Here is an 18,979-nt window from a genome sequence, read left to right as displayed (position 1 = left end):
GTCCCTCACATCCGGAAGACGCCGTAGCCGCGCGCGCCCTCGACGGGCGCGTTGTGGATCGCGGAGAGGCAGAGGCCGAGCACGGTACGGGTGTCGCGCGGGTCGATGACGCCGTCGTCGTAGAGGCGCCCGGAGAGGAAGACCGGCAGCGACTCGGCCTCGATCTGCTGCTCGACCATGGCCCGGATCGCGGTGTCCGCGTCCTCGTCGTAGGGCTGTCCCTTGGCCGCGGCCGACTGCCGGGCGACGATCGACAGCACCCCGGCGAGCTGCTGCGGGCCCATCACCGCGGACTTGGCGCTGGGCCAGGCGAACAGGAACCGCGGGTCGTAGGCCCGGCCGCACATCCCGTAGTGCCCGGCGCCGTAGGAGGCGCCCATCAGCACCGAGATGTGCGGGACCTTGGAGTTGGCGACCGCGTTGATCATCATCGCGCCGTGCTTGATGATGCCGCCCTGCTCGTAGTCCTTGCCGACCATGTAGCCGGTGGTGTTGTGCAGGAAGAGCAGCGGGATGTCGCGCTGGTTGGCGAGCTGGATGAACTGGGCGGCCTTCTGCGACTCCGGGCTGAACAGCACCCCCTGGGCGTTGGCCAGGATGCCGACGGGGTGGCCGTGCACGCTCGCCCAGCCGGTGGCCAGGCTCGCGCCGTACAGCGGCTTGAACTCGTCGAAGTCGGAGCCGTCCACCACCCGGGCGATCACCTCGCGCGGGTCGAAGGGCACCTTGAGGTCGCCCGGGACGATGCCGAGCAGCTCCTCCTCGTCGTACTTCGGCGGGGTGGCCGGCCGGCCGGGGCCGGGGCCGGCCTTGCGGTGGTTCAGCCGGGCGACGATCCGCCGGGCGAGCCGCAGCGCGTCGGGCTCGTCCAGCGCGAAGTGGTCGGCCAGGCCCGAGACCTTCGCGTGCATCCCGGCCCCGCCGAGCGACTCGTCGTCGGACTCCTCACCCGTGGCCATCTTCACCAGCGGGGGCCCGCCGAGGAAGACCTTCGCGCGCTCCTTCACCATCACGGTGTGGTCGGACATGCCGGGGACGTACGCCCCGCCGGCGGTGGAGTTGCCGAACACCACGGCCACCGTCGGGACACCCGCGGCGGAGAGCCGGGTGAGGTCGCGGAAGAGCGCGCCGCCCGGGATGAAGATCTCCTTCTGGCTGGGCAGGTCGGCGCCCCCGGACTCCACCAGGTTGACCAGCGGCAGCCGGTTCTCCAGCGCGATCGCGTTGGCCCGCAGGGCCTTGCGCAGCGTCCAGGGGTTGCTGGCGCCGCCGCGCACGGTGGGGTCGTTGGCGGTGATCACGCACTCCACGCCCTCGATCACGCCGATGCCGGTGACCAGCGCGGCGCCGACCGGGTAGTCGCTGCCCCAGGCGGCGAGCGGGGAGAGTTCGAGGAACGGCGAGTCCGGGTCGACGAGCAGTTCGATGCGTTCGCGGGGCAGCAGCTTGCCGCGGGCGCGGTGGCGCTCGACGTACTTGGGGCCGCCGCCGGCCAGGGCCTTGGCGTGCTCGGCGGCCAGCGCGTCGAGCCGCTCCCGCATCGCGTCGCGGTGCTCGGCGAACTCGGCGCCCGCCGGGTCGAGGCGGGTGGGCAGGACGGTCACAGCAGCGCCTCCGGGATGTCGAGGTGGCGGGAGCGGAGCCACTCCCCCAGGGCCTTCGCCTGCGGGTCGAAGCGCACCTGCGCGGCCACACCCTCGCCGAGCAGGCCCCGGACGGTGAAGTTCACCGCCCGGAGGTTCGGCAGCAGGTGCCGGGTGACGGGCAACTCGGCGACCTCCGGCAGCAGTTCGCGCAGGCACTGGACGGTGAGGGTGTGCGCGAGCCAGCGCCAGCCGTCCTCGTCACGGGCCCAGACGCCGAGGTTGGCGTCGCCGCCCTTGTCGCCGCTGCGGGCGCCGGCCACCCGGCCGAGCGGGGCCCGGCGGGTCGGGCCGGCCACGGGTGGCGGCGGCAACGGCGGTACGGCGAGCGGCTCCAGGGCGCGGGTGACGGGCGCGGGCGCGACGACCGCGCGGGTGCCGTCGGGGTGCACAGCCGTGTGCTCGACGGCCGCCGGGTCGACGTACGCGGCCTCGAAGACCCCGTAGGGGGCGCCCGGGCCGGGCGGGGCGGTGAGGTGGAAGCCCGGGTAGCTGGCCAGCGCGAGTCCGACGGCGGCGGAGCTCACCGGGCGGCCGACCCTGGCCCGGTCGGGGTCGCGGACGGTCAGCCGGAGCAGGGCGCTCGCCTCCTCCTCGCCCGGGGCATCGGGGTGGTCGGTACGGGCCAGCGTCCAGCGCAGTTCGGCCGGCCGGGCGGCGCCGAGCTCCTGCTCCACCTGCTCCCGGGCGAGGGCGGCCTTGGCCTCGATGTCCAGCCCGGTGAGCACGAGGACCACCTCGTTGCGCCAGCCGCCGAGCCGGTTCAGGCCGGCCTTGAGGGTGGGCGGCGGGGCCTCGCCGCGGACCTCGCTGATCCGGACCCGGTCCGGCCCGTCCCCGGTCAGCCGGACGGTGTCCAGCCGGGCCGTCACGTCGGGGCCGGCGTAACGGGCGCCGTCCGTCTCGTACAGCAGCTGCGCGGTGACCGTCCCGGTGGTGACGGCGCCGCCGGTCCCGGGGTGCTTGGTGATCACGCTGCTGCCGTCGGCGTGCAGTTCGGCGATCGGGAAGCCCGGCCGGCGCAGGTCGTGTTCGAGGAAGAAGGCGTAGTTGCCGCCGGTCGCCTGCGCCCCGCACTCCAGCACGTGGCCGGCCACCACCGCCCCGGCGAGGGCGTCCAAGTCCCCCGGCCCCCAGCCGAAGTGCGCGGCCGCCGGACCGGCGACCAGCGCGGCGTCGGTGACCCGGCCGGTGACCACCACCTCGGCGCCGGCCCGCAGGCAGTCCGCGATGCCGAAGGCGCCGAGATAGGCGTTGGCCGCGAGCAGCCCGCCGGGAAGGCCCGACTCCTCGGCCCTGGGCAGCAGATCGTCACCCTCGACATGCCCGACCCGGACGGTCAGCCCCTGGTCGGCGGCGAGTTCGCGCAGCGCCGCGGCGAGCCGGGCGGGGTTCAGCCCGCCGGCGTTGACCACGATCCTCACACCCCGGTCCATGGCCAGCGCGAGGGACTTCTCCATCTGCCGCAGGAAGGTCTTCGCGTACCCCAGCCCAGGGTCCGCGGCGCGGTCGCGGGCCAGGATCAGCATGGTGAGTTCGGCGAGGTAGTCGCCGGTCAGGACGTCCAGCGGGCCGTCGGTGAGCATCTCGTGGACGGCCTCGAAGCGGTCGCCGTAGAAGCCCGAAGCATTGCCGATCCGCAGCACCGTGGCGCCTCCCTGCCGTGCCGGTTGCCTTCGGGCAGCAGCGTGGCACCGGCCCTCAGAAAAAGCAAGCATGCATGCTTGTTTATCCCGGGGCGGGTGGCAGGTGCCCGGCCGGCCACTGCGACCGGGCCTGCGGGGTGACGGCTCCCCCGCCTCACCACGGTGGGTGGAGGCACCGGGACGACAAGGGGCCCGGCCTGACGCCGGTCGCTGCCGTGCACCGCCTGCACCGCCTGCACTGCCCGCACTGCCCGCACTGCCCGCACCGCCCGCACCGCCCGCACGGTGACGGACGAGGCCGGTGCCCGGCCGGAGATCGCCCAGCAGTAAGATCGTTCCGCAACACGACGCTAAGGGGAGACCGGTGGCGCAGGTTGCAGTGATGGGCGGGGGCATCAGCGGGCTGGGGACGGCGCTCATGCTCGGCCGGCGGGGCCACACGGTCACGGTGTTCGAACAGGACGCGCGGGAGGCCGGCGAGGACCTCGACCAGGACTTCTTCCACTGGGACCGGCCCCGGGTCCCGCAGGCCGTCCAGCCGCACTCGTTCCTCGCGCCCGTGCGCACCGTGCTGCGCACCCAGATCCCTGACGTCCACGCGGACCTGCTGGCGCGCGGGGCCCGGGAGTACCACGACTTCGACTGGTTCGGTGAGCATCCGCCGCACCGGGCCGGCGATGAGGACCTGGTGACCCTGCGCACCCGCCGCATCGTGCTGGAGACCGCCCTGACCGCGGCCGTGCGGCGGGAGCCCACCGTCGAGGTGCGGCGCGGCGGCCGGGTGGGCGCCCTCACCTTCGGGGAGGGCCGCCCGGCCCGGGTCACCGGCGTGCGGGTGGGCGCCGAAACGCACCGGGCGGACCTCGTCGTCGACGCGTCCGGCCGTCGTTCACCGGTTGCTGCCTGGCTGGTCGCGGCCGGCTGCCGCCCGCCCGTGGTCGACAGCCACCGCACCGGGATCGCCTATCTGTGCCGCTGGTACCGCCTGCGTGCCGAAGGCCCGCGTGGCCCCGGACGGGTGAGGACCGGTTCGGCCGCACCGTTCGCGCTCGCCGGTGTCTTCCCCTCCGACAACGACACCTTCGCGGTGCACCTGGTGCTCTCCACGGCCGATCCGACCCGCGGAGCGCTCACCGACCCCGCCGTGTTCGAGGCCGCCGCCCGGCGCTTCCCCGCCACCGCCGCCTGGCTCGACCTGGCCCCCGAGCCGCACTCCGCCGTTCTGGCGATGGCCGGCCTGGACAACCGCTGGACCTCCCTCGTCGACGATCACGGACCTGTCGTCACGGGCCTGGTCAACGCCGGGGACAGCCTCGTCCACACCAACCCCACCCTGGGCCACGGCGTGGCCCTCGGCCTGCTCGCCGCCGAGCACATCGCCACCCATGTCGACCGGATCGCCGCGGACCCCGCCGGCTACCACACCTGGACGGCCCAGGCCCTCCGCCCGTGGTTCGAGGCGCAGGTGACGGCCGACCGGGCCAACGAGCGACGCCTCGCCGAGAGTTCACCGTCCGCGGACCGGCGGGCCGCCGCCCTGGCCGCCTGCGCCTTCGACGACCCCGTCGTCATGCGGGCCCGGGCCCAGGTGCGCCATCTGCTGCGGCCGGCCGACGACGCCTACGGCACCGACGAGGTGGACCGGCACGTCACCGCCTGGCTGGCCGCCCACCCCGACTTCTCGCCGGAGCACGACGGCCCGACCCGCGACCAGTGGGAGGCACTGATCCCGGGCTGAGCACCGGCCCGGCACCCGGCACGGGAGCTCGATGCGGCCGTCCATCGCTTCCCGGCCGGGTGGGGCCGCCCCGGTGCGCCGCCCACCGGCGCGGAAAACGGGTGGGGGCGGGCGGCTCGGCGGGCCTAGTCTCGGCGGACCAGGACGGCGGACCAGGGGGACGGATGAGCAGCAGGGCAGTGGCCGGGGCCGTGAACGCGCTGGCCGGGCGGTGGGCCTCGGTGGCCGGGGCGGCTGGACGGAACACGGTGTTCTCCCCGGTGGGGGTGTGGCCGTTGCTGGGGATGCTGGCGGCCGGGGCGCAGGGCGCAGCGCGGGCGGAGCTGGCGGCAGCGGCGGGGCTGCCGGCCGAGGCCGCCGCGGAGGGGGCCCGTCGGCTGTTGGCGGATCTCGGCCGGATCCCCGGGGTGGCCACGGCGGTGGGCGTGTGGACGGACCGCCGGATCGTGCCGGAGCCGGGCTGGGTGGCCGCGCTGCCGGAGCACGGCCTCGGTGAGCTGACCGGGACGGCCGCCGTCGACCGCGCCCGCCTCGACAGCTGGGCCGCGGAGGTGACGGGCGGACTGATCCCGGCCATGCCGGTGGAGCTGGACGAGGAGACCCTCCTGGTGCTGGCCGGCGGGCTGAGCGTCCGGACGCGCTGGATCCGCCCGTTCGCCGACTCCGTCCTCGAACCGGAGCAGGGCCCGTGGGAGGGGCGGACGCTGGCCGCACTGGCCCGCAGGACCGCACTGCTGGACCGCGCGGCCGTCCTGCGCGGCGAAGCCGGGGCCGTCACGGAGCTGTCCGTGCTCGGGTACGACGGGATCGAGGTCCGGCTGCTGCTCGGCGAGGAGGGGCGGACGCCGGGTGCGGTGCTCCGGACGGGGATCGGGGCGGTCTCCGGCGACGGGACGGTGGAGCGGGTCACGGCCGACGTGCTGCCCGCCGCGGAGGCCGGCCCGGGGATGACCGTGTACCGGGAGGCGAGCTGGGAGCCCGAGCCGAACCTGTGGGTCAGGACGGTGCCCTTCACCCTCGACTCCACGCACGACCTGCTCCGGACGCCCGCCCCCTTCGGCCTCACCACCGCCGCCGACCTCGGTCAGGGCCACTTCCCCGGCGTCAGCCGCAGCGTTCCGCTGGCCGTCGGCTCCGCGAGCCAACGTGCCGTGGCGGCCTTCGGCGCGGACGGCTTCGAGGCGGCGGCCGTGACGGCGTTCGGCGTCGCCGTCGGCAGCGCGGCCTGGCGTCGACCGCCGTACCGTGTCCGCAGCGTCGCCGTCTCCTTCGACCGCCCCTTCGGCTTCCTGGCCGTCCACCGCGCCTCCCGCCTGGTCCTGGCCGCGGGATGGGTGAACGAGACCCCCGACCTTCAGGAGCCCGACTACGACGACGACGACGAGGACTTGGCCGACGACTTCCGGCTCCGCGGCTGAGGCGAGCGCGGCCGGCAGCGCCTGACCGGCAACGGCCGAGGCACCGGTACCGGCGCCGGTGCCGGCACCAGCACCGGGCGGCGTCACCTCAGGTGCGGGCGGGCCGGCCGGCCCCGGGCGGGGACTCCACGGCGCAGCCGTGGGCCGGCCGGCTGCCACCGCCGCGTCCGGCGGGACGGGCGCGCCCGACCGCCGTTGACCGGCGCGAACGCCCCTCGGCGGCGCGTCCGGCCGAAGCGCGCGCCCCGGGCGTAGGAACATTTCCGAAGAGATCCCGGCGGAGGTGTCCGATCGGGGCCGTGGCGTTCGTAGTAGGGGTGAAGGCGGCCCGAGGGGCGGTCGCCCAACGACAGGAGATGGTCCCGATGGCGCAGTACCTGGTTTCCGTTCTCGCCGACTCGTCCCAACTCGCCACCGAGCAGGAGATGACCGCGATCCGGGCGTTCAACCTGCGGCTCAAGGCCGAGGGCCACTGGGTCTTCGCCGGCGGTCTCGGCTCGCCGGACACGGCCACCGTCGTCGACGGCCGGGACGGGGAGGCACTGTTCACCGACGGTCCCTACCTGGAGTCGAAGGAGTACATCATCGGCTTCTGGGTCATCGAGGCCGCCGACCTCGACGTGGCGCTGCGGCTCGCCGGCCTGGGGTCGAAGCACTGCAACCGCAGGGTCGAGGTGCGGCCGGTCCTGGGCGCATGACCGACGTCGACGAGGTGCTCACCCGGGTCCACCACGAGGAGTGGGCCCGGGTGGTGGCGACCCTGGCCAGGCGTTTCGGGGACCTCGACATCGCCGAGGAGACGGCCGCCGAGGCGTTCGCGACGGCCGTCGAGCGCTGGCCGGCCGACGGCGTCCCGCCGAACCCCGGTGGATGGCTCACCACCACCGCCCACCGCAAGGCCGTCGACCGGATCCGGCGCGAGGCCAGGCGCACGGAGAAGCACCGGGAGGCACTGATGCTCGCCGACACCCCCGAGCCGGTCGGCGCCGACGAGCCGGCCGGCGCCGTGGAGGATGACCGGCTCCGGCTCGTCTTCACCTGCTGCCACCCCGCCCTGGCCGTGCCGGCGCAGGTGGCGCTGACCCTGCGGATGGTCGGCGGGCTGACCGTGCCCGAGATCGCCCGGGCGTTCCTGGTCGAGGAGAGCACGCTGGGCCGGCGGATCACCCGCGCGAAGGCGAAGATCAAGACGGCGGGGATCCCCTACCGCGTACCGTCCCGCGAGGACCTCCCGGCCAGGGTCACCGGGGTGCTCGCCGTCCTCTACCTGATCTTCAACGAGGGCTACCTGGCCTCGGACCCCGCGCGGCCGGCCGTCCGCGGCGACCTGACAACCGAGGCGGTCCGGCTGGCCCGGCTGGTCCACGGCCTGCTGCCGGAGGACGGCGAGGCCGCCGGGCTCCTGGCGCTGATGCTCCTGATCGAGGCCCGCCGGCCGGCCCGGGTCTCGGCGAGCGGTGAGCTCGTCGCCCTCGGCGAGCAGGACCGCGGCGCCTGGGACCGCAGGCTGATCGCCGAGGGCCACGCCCTGGTCCGCGCCCGGCTGGCCACCGGCCAGGCGCCGGGGCGCTACCAGGTCCTGGCCGCGATCAACGCCGTCCACACCGACGCCCCCGACGTCCGCGACACCGACTGGTCGCAGGTCCTCGCGCTCTACGACCAGTTGGTCCGCCTCGACCCGTCACCGATCGTCCGGCTCAACCGGGCGGTCGCCGTCGCCGAACTCGACGGCCCGCAGGTCGCGCTGGCCCAGCTGGACGGCCTGCCGCTGGACGGCTACCACCCCTTCCACGCCACTCGCGCCGACCTGCTGCGCCGGCTGGGACGGAGCGCGGAGTCCAGGGCGGCCTACGACCGGGCGATCGCCCTGGCCGGCAACACCGCCGAGAAGGCGTACCTCGTCCGCCGGCGCGCGCAGTCGGCCGGGGGATGAACCGGGGCGTCGCCGCCGGGGGCGCTGCCGGGCCGCCGGGAGATGCTCACGGCCGGTGCCCGTCCCCGGGCGGGCGGCCCGACCGAAAAGCCGTTCAGCCGCCGAGGGGTCGTCGGGTACTGTCCCGCCCATGAGCGCCCCGGAGCATCCCCTCGTCCGCGAGGTGTTTCCCGAACTCGTCAGCGAGCTGGTCGGTCTCCTGGAGGCGGAGGGCGAGAACGAGCTGGCCGTCTGTGCCTGGGACCTCCGCCTGGTCGAGAAGTGCCGCTGCGGTGACGGCTTCTGCCGGAGCTTCAGGACGGAGCCGCATCCGGACGGACAACCGTACGGCCGGGGCCACCGTTGCGTACCGCTTCCGCCCTCGGAGGGCATGCTCGTCCTGGACGTGGTGGACGGCCGGATCATGTACGTCGAAGTGCTCGACCGGGAACCCCTGCGGGACGCGCGCCTCCCGCGGCCCGCGTAGCCGGCCCGGGACCACTGCCGGAGACCGTGTGCGGGAGCCGGCACACCGGACCACCACTGGCAGAATGCGCCTCGTGAGCCTTCACTTCGAAGTCGTTTTCACCTGCTTCCTTCGCGACGACACCCCCGACACGGTCCTGGCAAGCCTTCGATGGCATCTCGGCCTGGCCGATGAGCGCCCGGCGGAACTCGACGCGGAGGAGCATGCCTACCCGCTGCTCACCCCGGACCCGGACAGCCGCCTGCCTGGAGGCGACTTCGCCGCCCTGCGCCGCGTCCAGGCCTCCGCCGACCGCTGCACCTGGGGACTCTTCAGCCGCACCTACTGGCTCGACGACGAGATCGGCAGCCTCGTCACCATCCTTGACCTGCTCGCGCCGCACGTCGAGGAACCCGGCCACGGCGGCCACTTCCGCGAGGAGTACGACGTCAAGCCGACCGTCTTCACCTTCAAGAGCGGCACCTACGAGCCGCTGATCCTCTGACCGGGTCCAACCGCTGAACGTCGAAGAAGATCCGGCTCCGGCTCCGGCTCCGGCGACGCCTCGCGCCTCGCGCCTGATTAATCGCTTGCCTCTCGGACCGCCGCTCAGAATCATGCACATGATGAGCGACCTACCCGAGCGTTGGAGCCAGGCAAGCGTCTACCCCGACATGTGGGCGGACCCCGACAAGGACCCTCGCAACAACGAAGGGCCGAGCCCGGACGGCGAGTTGGCCACGCTGCAGGACTACCTGACGAGCTATCGGCTGACCCTGCGGATGAAGTGCGAGGGGTTGACGCCGGAGCAGCTCGCGCGGCGGTCGGTGCCGCCGTCGACCATGTCCCTGCTGGGTCTGGTCCGCCATCTCGCCGAGGTGGAGCGGGACTGGCGCAACTGGATCACGCCGGGTGACCCGGAGCCCAAGCTGTACGGGGTACGGGACGGCGACTTCGAGGGAGCGGCCGCGGAGCAGGATCTGGTCGACGGCGCGTTCGCCGACCTCGCCCGGGAGCAGGCGGCCACCGACGCGGTACTGGCCGGGTACCCGGATCCGGCCGTGCGGGTGGGGCGCCACGGCGACTCCGTCCGGGGGCTGCTGGTGCACCGGGTCGAGGAGTACGCGCGCCACTGCGGGCACGCCGACCTGCTCCGCGAGTGCGTCGACGGCCGGGTGGGACAGTAGCACCCCCGGCGCGCGGAAGGCGGAGTCCCGGGCGGGGCCTCCCCCGCCCGGGACCTGCGCCGGGACACCGCCGAGGACCAGCACCGGGCGACCGCTCGGGCCGCCCGGTGCCGGGCCAGGACGCGGACCGCTCCCCGGAGGGCGAGCGGCGCCCGCCTCAGCCGGTGCTGCCCGGCGACGAGGAGCCGGCCCGCCCGGTCGGCTCGGCGCCGGCCTTCGCGGGCGAGGTACCGCGGGCGGTGGCGTTGACGGCGTTCCCGGACGTGCTGCCGCCGCGGGCCGCCACCCGGCGGTGCGGAGCGGTGGAGTTCTGGCGCAGGGCACCGGCGGTGCCGACGAGGGCGGCGGTGAGGACGGCGACCAGGGCGAAGGACGCCGTCAGCGAGACGGACTGGGCGATCAGGCCGATGGCGGCGGGGGCGCTCAGGCTGGCGGTGTAGGTGATGGTGGCCACCCCTGCGATGGCCCGGCCCGGGTCGGCCGTGCGCCCGGCGGCGGCGAAGGCGAGCGGGACGACCGCGGCGATGCCGATGCCGATCAGGCCGAAGCCGGGGATGGCGAGGTAGGGCGAACCGGTGCTGATGACGAGCAGGCCGCCGAGGGTGGCGACGGCTCCGCCGGCGCGGACGGTGCGGACCGGGCCGAGCCGGCGGACGGCGAGGTCACCGCTGAGCCGGGCGGCCGTCATGGTGGCGGCGAAGGCGGTGAAGCTGGCGGCGGCGATGCCGGGCGAGGCCCCGGTGACGTCGCGGAGGTAGACGCCCGCCCAGTCCATGCTGGCTCCCTCGGCGAAGACGGCGCAGAACCCGACCAGCCCGATCGCGAGCGCCGACCGCGGCGGGAGGGCGAAGCGTGGCGGGGCCTCCCGCCGGGGGCTCTGCTCCGCGTCCGGCCCGGCGTCCCGCCCGGCGGCGGGGCGCGGGTCGGGGCCCGTGTCGGCACGGGTCCCGGCGCGGGTGTCGGCCAGGCCGTTGCAGGCCAGGACGGCCAGGGCGGTGAGGGCCAGCGAGGTCACGGCCAGCTGGATGCGGGCGTCGACCTGCTGGTTGGCCGCCAGTACGCCGAAGCCCGAGGCGACCAGCCCGCCCGCGCTCCACATGCCGTGCAGGCCCGACATGATCGACCGGCCGAGCCTCCGCTCGACCTCGACGCCCTGGGCGTTCAGCTGGACCGAGGCCATGCCCGAGGTGGCGCCGTAGAGGAAGAGGGCCGACCAGAGCAGCAGCAGGTCCGGTGCGAGGGCGGGCAGCGCCAGCGACAGGCACCACGACGCCATCAGGGCCCGCACCGCCGCCCGGGGGCCGTACCGGTGGGCCAGGTGCCCGGCCAGCGGCATCGCGAGGAAGGCTCCGACGGCGGGAGCGAGCAGCGCGATGCCGAGCTGGCCGGCGTTCAGGTGCAGATGGTGCTGGATCCACGGGATCCGGGTGACGAAGGTGCCGGTGACGGCCCCGTGGACCGCGAACACCACGCTGAATCCCACCCTGGCCCGGCGGGCCTCCTGCTGGTCGCCCATGAACCGGGCCCTCCCCTTCTGAGCGATTGCGCATCGACGGCCGGGAGGCGGCTCCGGCGGTGCGGACCTCGCGAGCGCTCTCCGTGGCGCGACAGAATCTATCAGGCAGGGTTCCTGATAGATAGCGGGAAAGGCGCTCCCCGTCCGAGAATCCGGAGCCGCGACGGCGACCCGGCCGGGACCGGGCCCGGGCCAGGCGTCAGAGCAGGGTGAGGATGCGGGGGCCGTCCTCGGTGATGGCGACGGTGTGCTCGATGTGGGCGGCCCGGCTGCCGTCGACCGTACGCAGGGTCCAGCCGTCGGGGTCGGTGCGGTAGTCGTCGCGCCCGCCGGCCGTCAGCATGGGCTCGATCGCGAGGGCGAGGCCGTGGCGCAGCGGATAGCCGCGGCCGGGCCGTCCGCGGTTCGGGACGTGCGGGTCCTCGTGCATCGTGCGGCCGATGCCGTGGCCGCCGAAGCCTTCGAGGAGGCCGCAGTCCTTCGCGCGGGCGACCGCGCCGACGGCGTGCGAGATGTCCCCGACGCGGCGGCCGACGGTGGCGGCGGCGATGCCGGCGTCCAGGGCCTGCTGGGTCGCGGCGATCAGCGCCAGGTCGGCGGGGCGCGGGGTCCCGACGGTGAAGCTGATCGCGGCGTCGCCCGTCCAGCCGTCGAGCTGCGCACCGCAGTCGATGCTGACGAGGTCCCCGTCGCGGAGGCGGTAGTCGCCGGGGATGCCGTGCACGACGGCGTCGTTGACGGAGGCGCAGATCACCGCGGGGAAGGGCACGGGGGCGAAGGAGGGCCGGTAGCCGAGGAAGGGGGACCGCGCCCCGGCCTCGTCCAGGACGGTGCGGGCGGCCTCGTCCAGCTCCCGCAGGCGGACGCCCACGGCGGACGCCGCGCGGACGGTCGCGAGGGCGCGGGCCACCACGCGTCCGGCCTCCCGCATCGCCTCCAGTGCCTTGTCGGTCTTGATCTCCACCATGTGCCACGACTCCTCTGCGATGCGATGCGACCCAATACTTATACCGGTATTAGTATCACGGGCATGGTGAGAGTTCCTTTGAGTCCGCAGGAGCGGGAACGCGGCGAGCGCTTCGGGGCCCTGCTCCGCCAGGCCCGCGGCGAGCGCAGCATGGTGGACGTGGCGGCGGCGGCCGGGGTGTCCGCGGAGACCCTCCGCAAGATCGAGACCGGCCGGGCCCCGACCCCGGCCTTCTTCACCGTCGCGGCGCTGGCCCATGCCCTGGGCCTGTCGCTGGACGTCCTGGCGGCGGCCTGCGCGGAGGACGCCGGCCAGGGCGGCGAGGCCCTGTCCGCCTGACCGGCGCCGGCCGCCGTACCCCTCAGGCCTGCCGGGCCGGCTCGGGCAGGGCCGCGCCCGGCGCCGCGGCCGGGCGCTCCCGGCGGGCCCGCCGTCGGCCGGCGAGTGCCACGGCCAGCGCCACCACGATCAGGGCCGCGGCCACCGCGAAGGTGGTCCGCATGCCGGTGGCCACCGCGTCCGGACGCGCCGTCGTGACGTCGGCCGACGCCGAGGCGAGGGCGAACACGGCGCCCAGCACCGACGCGCCGGTGACCAGACCGAGGTTGCGCGAAAGGTTGAGCAGGCCCGAGACGACACCGCGCCGGTCGGGGTCGACCTCCGCCATCACGGCGGTGTTGTTGGCCGTCTGGAACACCGCGTAGCCGGCCGTGACGACGACGACGGGCGCGAGGTAGCCGACGACGCCGGACCGCGCCGGCAGCAGCGCGAGCGCCAGGCACCCGGCGGCCACGGCGGTCAGCCCGAGGACGGTCGTCCGCGCCGCGCCGAGGCGGTCGGCGACCCGCCCGGCCGGCACCCCGGCCACGGCGGCGACCAGCGGCCCGGCCGACAGTGCGAGGCCGACCGCCGCCGCACCGAGCCCGAGCCCGCGGGAGAGGTAGAACGGCCCGACCACCAGGGTGGCCATCATCACCGTGGAGACCAGCGCACTCATCGCGAGGCTCGAACTCAGCACCGGGTCACCGAACGCGGCGGGTCTGATCAGCGGTGACGCGGCCCGCGACTCGACCCGCAGGAACAGGCCGGCGCCGAGGGCGGCGGCCGTCAGCAGGGCGACGGTGAGCGCGCCGGAACTGCCGCGCCCCAGCGTCATGGCGAGTGCGTACGCCCCGAGGGTCAGGGCGAGCAGCACCGTACCGGCGTGGTCGAAGCGTGGCCGGCCGGTCGTCGGCCGCGGCGGGTCGACGGGCAGGTGGCGACGGGTGAGCAGCAGGGCCAGCAGGCCCAGCGGCACGTTCACCAGGAAGATCGCCCGCCAGCCGGGGCCGGGGATCAGCACCCCGCCGAGCGAGGGGCCGAGGGCGGTGCCGATCGCGGACATCGTCCCGAGCAGCCCCATCGCCCTGCCGGTCCGCCCCTTCGGGACGGTCTCCCCGACGAACGCCATGGTGAGGGCCATCATGACGGCCGCGCCGACGCCCTGCGCGGCGCGCGCCGCGATCAGCCACCAGAGCGCGGGGGCGAGCCCGCAGAGCACCGAGGCCGCCGTGAAGAGGGCGATGCCGGCCAGCAGCAGCCGGCGGCGGCCGGTGAGGTCGCCCAGCCGCCCGACGCTCACGATCAGGGTGGTGACGGCGAGCAGGTAGGCGAGGACGATCCACTGGACCGCCTGGAAGGAGGCGCCGAACGCGTGCGCCATGGCCGGCAGGCCGACGTTGGCGATGCTGGTGCCGAGCGAGGAGAGCAGGACGGACAGCGAGAGGCCGGCGAGCACCCACCGGACGGACGGTGCCCCTCCGGCTGCTGGGGCCGCTCTCTCGCGCCGGCCCGGTTCGGCCTGGGTCACGGTGGACTCCGATCTCTGTGGTGTCTGCTGGGGCCCGGCCGCCGGTCGGCGGCGGGGCGGGCCCGGCCGGACCGGCCGGGCGGGTGCTGCGCGGGACGGACCCGGGCGGGTACGGCGGGGGCCGGGGGCGGACCGCACTCCCGGCCCCGCCTTCAGCGCTCCCGGGCGGTCACGCGGCCGGGCGTACGCCGGTGACGACCGTGGTGGCGGCGAGCAGGAAGGCGTCGGGCCGCCGGAGGATGCCCTCCGGGGCCGAGGGGTCGAGCAGCAGGTCGACCGTCCCGCGGTCGGCCTCGTCCAGGGACGGGCCCACCGCCTCCCGGAGCCGGGTGAGATGGGCGTGCAGGAATCCACGGGCCGTCCCGCCCAGCGGGGCCGGCAGGTCGAGCAGGGTGGTGAAGCTGCCGACCCGGGTGAGGCCCGCGCGGCCGAGCATGCGGGGCCAGTCCTCGACCAGGCCGGTGCTGTCGGGCAGGCCGGCCCGCATGGCCTCGAACCAGTCCTCCTGGACGGCGTCCAGCCGGGCCTGCAGGCCCGGCCGGCCGGCGCCGATGTCGCGCGGGAGGAAGCGCATCGGCAGGCCGCCCTCCGCGACGGCGAGCAGGCCGCCGGGCCGCAGCACCGCGGCGAGCGCGTCCAGTGCGCCCTGCTGGTCGCCCAGGTGGTGCACGGCCCGACTGCTCCAGACCAGGTCCGCGGTGCCGGGGCCGCCGTCCTCGTCGGTGCCGGTCAGGCCCTCCGGCAGTTCGGCCTGCCGGACGGACACCCGGCCGGCCAGGCCGAGCCGCTCGGCGCGGACCAGGGCCCGGTCCAGCAGCCCGGGCGCGCCGTCCACGGCGACGACCTCGGCGGCCGGGAAGGTCTCGGCCAGCAGGCAGGTCGTCACGCCCGGCCCGCTGCCCACGTCGAGGATCCGGCGGACCTCCCGCTCCGGGCCGAGCAGGTCCTTCAGGTGGGACACCGTCCTGCGGAGGGAAGGGAGTTGGACCTCACCGTTGGTCTCCAGGTGGGTGGCCATCACCTCCCAGTCGATGTCGGTGCTGCCGTGGGCGTGGCCATGGCCGTTCCCGTGGCCGTGGCCGTGGCCGTTCCCGTGGCCGTGGCTCTCGCGGTGGCCGTGGCCCTGTGCGGTGTCCTGGTGTGCGCTCATGGGGGAAGCGTGCAACCGGGTTGTGGCGGCGGCAATTATTGTTGCCAATACCGGGACAGCGGGCTGGAATGTCCGCATGGATGAAGCACCGACGTACCGGGCGGTCCTCGACGAGGTCGGCCCCCGGCTGAGGCGGCTGCGGGCGAAACGCGGGCTGACCCTGGCCGCGCTCGCCGAGACGACCGGCATCTCGAAGAGCACCCTGTCCCGGTTGGAGTCCGGGCAGCGCCGGCCCAGCCTGGAGCTGCTGCTGCCGCTCGCCGGTGCCTACAACGTGCCGCTGGACGACCTGGTCGGCGCCCCGGAGGTGGGGGATCCCCGGGTGCGGCTGACGCCCCGGCCGCTGGCGCACGGCGGTTCGTTCATCCCGCTCTCCCGGGGGCCGGGGCCGCTCCAGGCGTACAAGATGATCATCTCCGACCGTGGGAACGAGCCGACCCTCCGCAGCCACGAGGGGTACGAGTGGCTGTACGTGCTGGAGGGGCGGCTGAGGCTCGTGCTCGGCGAGCACGACATCGTCCTGGGCCCGGGCGAGGTGGCCGAGTTCGACACCCGGGTGCCGCACTGGTTCAGTGGCGCGGACGGCCGGCCGGTCGAGGTGCTGAGCCTGTTCGGGCGGCAGGGCGAGCGGATGCACGTCCGGGCGAAGCCTCGCTCCTGACGGTGCGACGGCCCGGCGTGGGCCGCCTGCGGTGTCCGGCCCGGTATGGGCCGCCTGCGGCATCCGACCCGGGCGGCGGGAATTTCCCGGCACGGGCGAGTGGTTGCCGCCTGCGACACAGTGATCACGAGGGGGACGCGATGGCAGGCGGGATCAGCATCCGGGGGACGGTCGCACCGGGATTCGAGGCGGTGCGCGAGGAGTTCGCGGCCGTCCTGGCCGAGGACCCGAACGAGCCGGGGGCCCAGCTCGCGGCGTACCTGGACGGGCGGCAGGTGGTGGACCTGTGGGCGGGCGACGGCCTGACGGGTGACTCCCTGACCGGCGTCTTCTCCTCCACCAAGGGCGCGGCCTACCTGGTGGTCGCCCTGCTGGTGCAGGAGGGCGTCCTCGATCTCGACCACGAAGTCGCCTCCTACTGGCCGGAGTTCGCCGCCGAGGGGAAGGACCGGCTGACCCTGCGCGACCTGCTGGAACACCGCGCGGGAGTGGTCGGGGTGCCCGGCGGGTTCACCCCGGCGGAGCTGGCCGACGACCGGGTGCTGGCCGGGCGGCTGGCCGCCCAGCGCCCCTGGTGGACGCCCGGCGAGGGCTACGGCTACCACGCGCTGGTGATCGGCGCCCTGACCGGCGAGGTCGTGCGCCGGGTGACCGGGCACACCGTCCAGCAGCTGTTCGAGGAGCGGGTCAGGGCGCCGTACGGGCTGGACCTCCACCTCGGACTGCCCGAGGCGCTGGAGCCGCGGTTCGTCGGGATCCGCCCGATGCGGCCCAGCGAGCAGGAGCTCGCCGCCTTCGAGGGCCCGGTCCCCGCGCCCGACAGCCTGACCGGGATCGCCTTCAACCTGCACGCCGCCACACCGACGGACCTGGTCGAGTTCGCCAACTCGCGGACGGTACGGGCCCAGGGCCCGGCCTCCGTCGGCGGGGTCGGCAACGCGCGCGGCCTGGCCGGGATGTACGCGGCGGCGATCAGCGGACTGGACGGCCGGCCGCCGCTGCTGAAGCCCGGGACCGTCGCCGAGTTCGGCCGGGTCCGCACCCCGGGCACCGACCTGGTGACCGGCGAGGCTGACCACTTCGGGCTCGGCTTCGAGGCGGAGAGCACCCGCTTCCCGTTCCTCGGGCCGGACGCCTTCGGGCACTGCGGCGCGGCCGGCTCGGAGGCGTTCGCCGACCCGCGCAGCGGCGTCTCCTACGGCTACACCCGGCGGCGCTTCGCCTTCCCGGGCGGCTCGGCCGTGGAGAACGTCCGGTTGGCGGCGGCGGTGCTGCGGGCCGCCGGTGGCGACCGGTAGGCGGTGCCGGCCGGGCCCGTCCACCCGTCGGAGGGCCCGGCCGTCCGATGGCCCGCGCCGCGCGACCGGGCCGCGGCGCCGCCGCCGCGGTACCGGTCTCAGGCCGGGTCCGCCACCGTCCCCTCCGACGGGTGGACGGCCGGTGCCGGACGCCGGTGCACCGCCCGGCCCGCCCGCCGGCCCAGCAGCAGGTAGCCGACCAGCGCGCCGGTGGTGTTCAGGATGACGTCGTCGATGTCGAAGGCCCGGCCGGTGATCAGCGCGCCCTGGACCAGTTCGACCAGCAGCATCACCCCCGCCGTCCGGAGCAGCACCCCGAACAGGCCGCGCGCCTTGGGCACCAGCACCGGCAACAGCACGCCGAACGGCAGGCCGAGCAGGATGTTGCCGCCCACCTGGCGGGCCGCGTCCACGGTCGTGGCGTGCAGCAGGTAGTGGCGGAGCGAGTCGCCGGGGCGGACGTTGCTGTGCACCTGGCCGACGGCGCCGGGGACGGACACCAGGGTGAGGCGGGCCAGCACCACGGCGAAGGCGACCATGCCCACGAACGCCGTCAGCAGGGCGAGCGCCCTGAGCAGGACGGCCCGCCAGGACCGCCCCGGCGCCTTGACCGGCCCACCCGGCGCCTTGACCGACCGCCCGGGCGCCTTGACCGCCCCGCCCGGCCCACCCGGCGCTGTGGCAGCCCGTTGCGGTGCTGCGGCCGCCCGTTCCGGCGCGGCGGACCGCCGGCGCCACCTCGACCGCTCCACCGGGGCCGGCCGGCCCGCGTCCGTCCGCGCTCTGCCCGATTCCGCCCCGGCCACCTGCTTGATCATGACACCCCTCCGGTCACCGCACTCCAGGGACCGCCGTCTACCCGGGCTCGGCCCGGTCACGCCCCCGGTCACGCCACGACCCCTGCCCCGTCCCGGGTCGCCCGGACGGGCGGGCGGCCAGGATGGGCGGACAGGACGGGCGCCCGGCGGCCGAAAATCCGGCCGCGCCGGGGTGCACGGGGCGTGATCCGGGGCACACGTGTTGCGGGCGACCGACGCGGCCCACGTGCCCGGGGCCCGCTGTGACGGATACTGGCCGGTCGGGGGACGGCACGACGGGATTGGACGAGAGGAGGCCCACGTGGACGGTTGGGACGTGTTCTGGCTGGTGGCCGCCGGGGTGGTGATCGCGGCCACCCTCGCGGTGGCGGTCACGCTGCTGGTCAAGCTGGTGCGGGCCCGACGCCTGCTCGGGGCGACGGGGATCCCGATGTCGAGCAAGGTGCTGTTCTGGGCGTCCGTGGTCTACCTGGTCAGCCCGGTCGACCTGCTGCCCGATCCGGTGCTGCTGGACGACATCGGCTTCCTGCTGGTGGCGCTGCGCTCGCTGCACAAGGCGGCGGAGCGCGCGGGCGTGACCGGGCGGGTCCGTCCGGAGGGCGGCCCGGACGCGGTGGGCGGCCCGCTGGGGTGAGGCCGGCGAGGTGAGCCGGCGAGGGTGAGCCGGGCCGTGGCTCCGGGCCGGACCGCCGCGCAGGCGGTCCGGCCCG

At 75.4% G+C, this 18,979-nt stretch carries 18 protein-coding genes; 11 read left to right on the top strand and 7 right to left on the bottom strand.

The features are described 5' to 3' along the window. Positions 1 to 5 precede the first annotated feature (5 nt). Positions 6 to 1,604, bottom strand: a complete 1,599-nt coding sequence (locus tag IE329_RS37640) for an acyl-CoA carboxylase subunit beta (RefSeq protein WP_190215566.1) — start codon at positions 1,602 to 1,604, stop codon at positions 6 to 8. Beyond that, positions 1,601 to 3,289 (bottom strand): acyclic terpene utilization AtuA family protein, encoded by a 1,689-nt coding sequence (locus IE329_RS37635; protein ID WP_268257382.1) that lies wholly within the window; start codon positions 3,287 to 3,289, stop codon positions 1,601 to 1,603. Before IE329_RS37635 ends, IE329_RS37640 begins: the two co-directional genes overlap by 4 nt. 364 nt (positions 3,290 to 3,653) lie before the next feature. On the opposite strand from IE329_RS37635, the gene IE329_RS37630 reads away from it, so the two are divergent. The 7 genes from IE329_RS37630 to IE329_RS37600 all read left to right on the top strand — a co-directional run bounded on the left by IE329_RS37630 (position 3,654) and on the right by IE329_RS37600 (position 10,010). Beyond that, entirely contained in the window at positions 3,654 to 5,027 is a 1,374-nt protein-coding gene (locus IE329_RS37630) for an FAD-dependent oxidoreductase (RefSeq protein ID WP_190215564.1), read from the top strand. Between the two features lie 164 nt (positions 5,028 to 5,191). Then, positions 5,192 to 6,445: a serpin family protein gene (locus IE329_RS37625; protein WP_190215563.1), complete on the top strand. Its 1,254-nt coding sequence runs from the start codon at positions 5,192 to 5,194 to the stop codon at positions 6,443 to 6,445. A gap of 299 nt (positions 6,446 to 6,744) precedes the next feature. Next, a complete protein-coding gene (locus tag IE329_RS37620) occupies positions 6,745 to 7,143 on the top strand; it encodes a YciI family protein (protein ID WP_229928086.1) in 399 nt (132 codons plus the stop codon). After that, a complete protein-coding gene (locus IE329_RS37615) occupies positions 7,140 to 8,378 on the top strand; it encodes an RNA polymerase sigma factor (RefSeq protein ID WP_190215562.1) in 1,239 nt (412 codons plus the stop codon). Before IE329_RS37620 ends, IE329_RS37615 begins: the two co-directional genes overlap by 4 nt. A 130-nt stretch (positions 8,379 to 8,508) precedes the next feature. Further along, on the top strand, positions 8,509 to 8,844 hold the full coding sequence (locus tag IE329_RS37610) for a hypothetical protein (RefSeq protein ID WP_190215561.1): 336 nt from the start codon (positions 8,509 to 8,511) through the stop codon (positions 8,842 to 8,844). Positions 8,845 to 8,917: 73 nt separating this feature from the next. Continuing rightward, on the top strand, positions 8,918 to 9,328 hold the full coding sequence (locus tag IE329_RS37605; RefSeq protein ID WP_190215560.1) for a hypothetical protein: 411 nt from the start codon (positions 8,918 to 8,920) through the stop codon (positions 9,326 to 9,328). A 121-nt stretch (positions 9,329 to 9,449) separates the two neighbouring features. Then, positions 9,450 to 10,010, top strand: coding sequence for a DinB family protein (locus tag IE329_RS37600; RefSeq protein ID WP_190215577.1), 561 nt, complete (start codon positions 9,450 to 9,452; stop codon positions 10,008 to 10,010). Positions 10,011 to 10,167: 157 nt separating this feature from the next. On the opposite strand, the gene IE329_RS37595 is transcribed toward IE329_RS37600, so the two are convergent. Both IE329_RS37595 and map read right to left on the bottom strand, forming a co-directional pair. Further along, positions 10,168 to 11,526: an MFS transporter gene (locus IE329_RS37595; RefSeq protein WP_190215559.1), complete on the bottom strand. Its 1,359-nt coding sequence runs from the start codon at positions 11,524 to 11,526 to the stop codon at positions 10,168 to 10,170. 199 nt (positions 11,527 to 11,725) lie between these two features. Next, a complete protein-coding gene (map, locus tag IE329_RS37590) occupies positions 11,726 to 12,493 on the bottom strand; it encodes a type I methionyl aminopeptidase (RefSeq protein WP_190215558.1) in 768 nt (255 codons plus the stop codon). A gap of 63 nt (positions 12,494 to 12,556) precedes the next feature. On the opposite strand from map, the gene IE329_RS37585 reads away from it, so the two are divergent. After that, entirely contained in the window at positions 12,557 to 12,832 is a 276-nt protein-coding gene (locus IE329_RS37585) for a helix-turn-helix domain-containing protein (protein ID WP_190215557.1), read from the top strand. A gap of 22 nt (positions 12,833 to 12,854) precedes the next feature. Here the strand turns inward: IE329_RS37585 and IE329_RS37580 are convergent, their stop codons facing one another. Continuing rightward, on the bottom strand, positions 12,855 to 14,342 hold the full coding sequence (locus IE329_RS37580; protein WP_190215556.1) for an MFS transporter: 1,488 nt from the start codon (positions 14,340 to 14,342) through the stop codon (positions 12,855 to 12,857). A 169-nt stretch (positions 14,343 to 14,511) separates the two neighbouring features. Further along, complete coding sequence (locus IE329_RS37575) at positions 14,512 to 15,492, bottom strand: class I SAM-dependent methyltransferase (RefSeq protein ID WP_190215555.1); 981 nt, start codon at positions 15,490 to 15,492, stop codon at positions 14,512 to 14,514. Positions 15,493 to 15,568: 76 nt separating this feature from the next. Between IE329_RS37575 and IE329_RS37570 the strand changes: the two genes are divergently transcribed. Then, positions 15,569 to 16,153, top strand: a complete 585-nt coding sequence (locus IE329_RS37570) for a helix-turn-helix domain-containing protein (protein WP_190215554.1) — start codon at positions 15,569 to 15,571, stop codon at positions 16,151 to 16,153. 140 nt (positions 16,154 to 16,293) lie between these two features. Then, positions 16,294 to 17,451, top strand: a complete 1,158-nt coding sequence (locus IE329_RS37565) for a serine hydrolase domain-containing protein (RefSeq protein ID WP_190215553.1) — start codon at positions 16,294 to 16,296, stop codon at positions 17,449 to 17,451. Positions 17,452 to 17,549: 98 nt separating this feature from the next. Here the strand turns inward: IE329_RS37565 and IE329_RS37560 are convergent, their stop codons facing one another. Continuing rightward, positions 17,550 to 18,269, bottom strand: a complete 720-nt coding sequence (locus tag IE329_RS37560) for a VanZ family protein (protein ID WP_190215552.1) — start codon at positions 18,267 to 18,269, stop codon at positions 17,550 to 17,552. A gap of 301 nt (positions 18,270 to 18,570) precedes the next feature. On the opposite strand from IE329_RS37560, the gene IE329_RS41240 reads away from it, so the two are divergent. Continuing rightward, on the top strand, positions 18,571 to 18,903 hold the full coding sequence (locus tag IE329_RS41240; RefSeq protein WP_229928085.1) for a YkvA family protein: 333 nt from the start codon (positions 18,571 to 18,573) through the stop codon (positions 18,901 to 18,903). Positions 18,904 to 18,979 lie beyond the last annotated feature (76 nt).

Source organism: Kitasatospora indigofera, assembly GCF_014655955.1.
GTDB classification, from domain to species: domain Bacteria; phylum Actinomycetota; class Actinomycetes; order Streptomycetales; family Streptomycetaceae; genus Kitasatospora; species Kitasatospora indigofera.
This window is presented reverse-complemented; position numbering and strand designations above follow the sequence as displayed.

What these genes read in the sequence shown, in the direction of transcription:
- IE329_RS37625 (WP_190215563.1), top strand. Translation starts at nt 5,192, where the DNA reads ATGAGCAGCAGGGCAGTGGCCGGGGCCGTGAACGCGCTGGCCGGGCGG.
- IE329_RS37615 (WP_190215562.1), top strand. Translation starts at nt 7,140, where the DNA reads ATGACCGACGTCGACGAGGTGCTCACCCGGGTCCACCACGAGGAGTGG.
- IE329_RS37610 (WP_190215561.1), top strand. Translation starts at nt 8,509, where the DNA reads ATGAGCGCCCCGGAGCATCCCCTCGTCCGCGAGGTGTTTCCCGAACTC.
- IE329_RS37600 (WP_190215577.1), top strand. Translation starts at nt 9,450, where the DNA reads ATGAGCGACCTACCCGAGCGTTGGAGCCAGGCAAGCGTCTACCCCGAC.
- IE329_RS37595 (WP_190215559.1), bottom strand. Translation starts at nt 11,526, where the DNA reads ATGGGCGACCAGCAGGAGGCCCGCCGGGCCAGGGTGGGATTCAGCGTG.
- map (WP_190215558.1), bottom strand. Translation starts at nt 12,493, where the DNA reads ATGGTGGAGATCAAGACCGACAAGGCACTGGAGGCGATGCGGGAGGCC.
- IE329_RS37585 (WP_190215557.1), top strand. Translation starts at nt 12,557, where the DNA reads ATGGTGAGAGTTCCTTTGAGTCCGCAGGAGCGGGAACGCGGCGAGCGC.
- IE329_RS37575 (WP_190215555.1), bottom strand. Translation starts at nt 15,492, where the DNA reads ATGAGCGCACACCAGGACACCGCACAGGGCCACGGCCACCGCGAGAGC.
- IE329_RS37570 (WP_190215554.1), top strand. Translation starts at nt 15,569, where the DNA reads ATGGATGAAGCACCGACGTACCGGGCGGTCCTCGACGAGGTCGGCCCC.
- IE329_RS37565 (WP_190215553.1), top strand. Translation starts at nt 16,294, where the DNA reads ATGGCAGGCGGGATCAGCATCCGGGGGACGGTCGCACCGGGATTCGAG.
- IE329_RS37560 (WP_190215552.1), bottom strand. Translation starts at nt 18,269, where the DNA reads ATGATCAAGCAGGTGGCCGGGGCGGAATCGGGCAGAGCGCGGACGGAC.